This window comes from Kosmotoga sp. (genome assembly GCF_982836095.1).
Genome location: NZ_CEYIHJ010000046.1, coordinates 3,474 through 5,856, shown reverse-complemented (window position 1 = coordinate 5,856; position 2,383 = coordinate 3,474). Strand labels below are relative to the sequence as shown.

4 protein-coding genes and 2 pseudogenes are annotated in these 2,383 nt (G+C 41.0%); 1 reads left to right on the top strand and 5 read right to left on the bottom strand.

The features are described from left to right. Nucleotides 1-20: 20 nt before the first annotated feature. Nucleotides 21-173 carry an FAD-dependent oxidoreductase gene (locus tag AC3LHT_RS04650; protein ID WP_488662119.1) on the top strand — a complete coding sequence of 51 codons (153 nt, stop codon included), beginning with the start codon at nt 21-23 and terminating at the stop codon, nt 171-173. Here AC3LHT_RS04650 and AC3LHT_RS04645 read toward each other — a convergent pair. From AC3LHT_RS04645 to AC3LHT_RS04625, 5 genes and pseudogenes are all read right to left on the bottom strand, one after another. Further along, a pseudogene (locus tag AC3LHT_RS04645) lies at nt 125-553 on the bottom strand (glutamate--tRNA ligase family protein); the annotation flags it as partial. The gene AC3LHT_RS04650 and the pseudogene AC3LHT_RS04645 sit on opposite strands and share 49 nt — an antisense overlap. Further along, on the bottom strand, nt 546-1,106 hold the full coding sequence (locus tag AC3LHT_RS04640; RefSeq protein ID WP_290644907.1) for an NUDIX hydrolase: 561 nt from the start codon (nt 1,104-1,106) through the stop codon (nt 546-548). The gene AC3LHT_RS04640 and the pseudogene AC3LHT_RS04645, both read right to left, overlap by 8 nt. A gap of 6 nt (nt 1,107-1,112) precedes the next feature. Further along, the gene (locus AC3LHT_RS04635; protein WP_290644906.1) at nt 1,113-1,508 is read right to left on the bottom strand and encodes a cytidine deaminase; all 396 of its coding nucleotides are present in this window, start codon (nt 1,506-1,508) and stop codon (nt 1,113-1,115) included. Continuing rightward, nucleotides 1,474-1,956, bottom strand: a complete 483-nt coding sequence (locus AC3LHT_RS04630) for a transporter associated domain-containing protein (RefSeq protein ID WP_488662118.1) — start codon at nt 1,954-1,956, stop codon at nt 1,474-1,476. Before AC3LHT_RS04630 ends, AC3LHT_RS04635 begins: the two co-directional genes overlap by 35 nt. A gap of 111 nt (nt 1,957-2,067) precedes the next feature. Continuing rightward, nucleotides 2,068-2,383, bottom strand: a pseudogene (locus AC3LHT_RS04625) (CNNM domain-containing protein); the annotation flags it as partial.

Sequence of the window (2,383 nt, the reverse complement as noted above, 5' to 3'; positions counted from 1 at the left end):
TTGGTCACAAATCTATCCGCTTGAAAACCGGTACTCCTGTTCGAATTTTAGGAACATCTATTGATTTTTCTAAGATGGAAAAACAACCTGGAGATATTAACTACAGACCTTTTTCTTTAAAAACCCTACGCCTTTCTGGAGTATCGAACTCTTTGAACATCTCTTCAGTATAATGTGGTGCTTTCCCCATAGCCATTAGAGCATCATGTAGCTTTTTGATTTCTTCAGGGTATGCAAAAACTTCGTATGCTTTTCCTTCTTCTAACAATTGCTCAGCCATTTGTCTGTATGTGAATTTTCGTTCGCTTTGTCTATACGGGCCATAAGGACCGCCAATGTCCGGACCTTCATCCCATGAAATGCCCATCCATAGTAAAGATTCGATTAATTTTTCCTCGGATTCTTTCGTTGATCTTTCCATGTCTGTATCTTCTATCCTTAGAATGAATTTCCCGGCGGCATGTTGGGCATAAAGATAATTAAAAAGAGCCGTCCTGGCTCCTCCCACATGTAAATGTCCAGTTGGGCTTGGAGCAAATCTTACTCTAACCATTTCTTTCACCACCTGTCAGATATTTTTCAGCCATGAGTATTCCAGCAACGGTCTTTCCATCTAAAATTTTACCTGAAAGAACGTCTTCTACAATGCCCTTGAAAGAAAGCTCAATTTTCTCTACAAACTCTCCGGGGTCGGGTTCTGGTTCTCCATCGGGTACAACTTCGGCAAGAAAGACGTGGATTTTTTCATCTGAAAATCCTGGCGAAGTGTAAAGCTCTCCTAATTTCGTCAATTTCTGGGCATTGTAACCAGTTTCTTCTCTAAGCTCCCTGATAGCACAAAGTTCTGGCTCTTCATCTTTCTCCAGTTTTCCAGCAGGAATTTCCAGCAAAAATTGCCCAACAGGAAAGCGGAACTGTTTCACAAGTATTATCTTATCACCGAAAATCGGCACCACCGCAACAGCCCCCTGATGGCGTACAACCTCCCGATAACTTTCAGAACCATCAGAAAGCTCAACTTTGTGCTTTTCTACCTTTATGATACTGCCATTGAAAATCGTTTCACACCGTATTGATTTTTCAGCTTTCGATTCTTGGTTTTCCATTTTTTGTTATTCTCCTTTTAAATCGAATTGTAACGGCAGTAATTCAGATACACTGGTTTCCAATATTTCATTTTGTCCAACCAGAATAACCGCGAACTCTCCAAATTCGGTCATTACCTGACGGCAGGCACCACAAGGTGGTGTAGGGGACTCCTGCGATCCAGCAATCGCTATTGCCTTGAATTTTCTTTTTCCGTAGCTCACCGCAGAAAAAATAGCGCTGCGTTCAGCACATATGGTAAGACCCAAAGAAGCATTCTCAACATTTGCTCCCAGAAAAATCTCTCCATCTTCGGTTAACAAGGCTGCTCCAACGGCAAAGTTCGAATAAGGAGAGTATGAATTTTTTCTCGCTTCAAGGGCTTTTTCAATCAGCAGTTTTTTCTCTTTTTTGGTCAACATTCTTTTTCCTCCGTTCCACAGTGAGCTTTATTTTCTCAATGCGGTTCTTTCCGATGGCAATAATTTCAAAGTTGAAACCGTCTATGTGGATTATTTCCCCAACGTCAGGGAACCGTTCTAAAATTTCAAGTAAGTATCCACCGACAGTTTCAAACTCCGTCTCGGGAAATTTTATGTCAAGTTCCCTTTCAATATCGTTTATAGGTGTCATTCCATCTATTATATACGTACTTTCATCGATCTTTTCTATTGTTATCTCTTCGGATTCTACATCGTATTCATCCAATATTTCTCCCGTAAATTCCTCGAGGATATCTTCCATAGACACCAACCCTGCTGTGCCACCGTATTCATCCACTACAATGGCGAGATGGATTTTTTTCTGCTTGAACTCCTTCATGAGGTCATGAATCTTTTTAGTTTCCGGTATGAAAAAGGGAACACGCATGATTTCCTTTACAGGGATTGTGTCTAAAATTCTTTCGGGATCCTTTCTCTCTGCAATATAGCCGATGATATCTTTTGCATAACAAACACCGACAATGCGGTCTATATTTTCACGATATACTGGTATCCGTGAATAACCCTCTTCATGTACGAGGTTCAAAAGATCTCTAATCACTGCATCTTCCTCTATGCAGACAATTTCAACCCTTGGCGTCATTATTTCTTTGACAGAGGTGCCCTTCAACTCCAGGGACATTTTCATCATACGTCTCTCTTCAGGAAGCAATACCCCTTCTTCATGCCCTACATCGACAGCCGAGATGATTTCATCTTCGGTTATAAAAGGAGTTTCTCTAACCTTCTTTCCCCCTCTTAACACTATCAGCGCATTGGAAATATTCATAAGAATCCAGATAACAGGGGTGAGA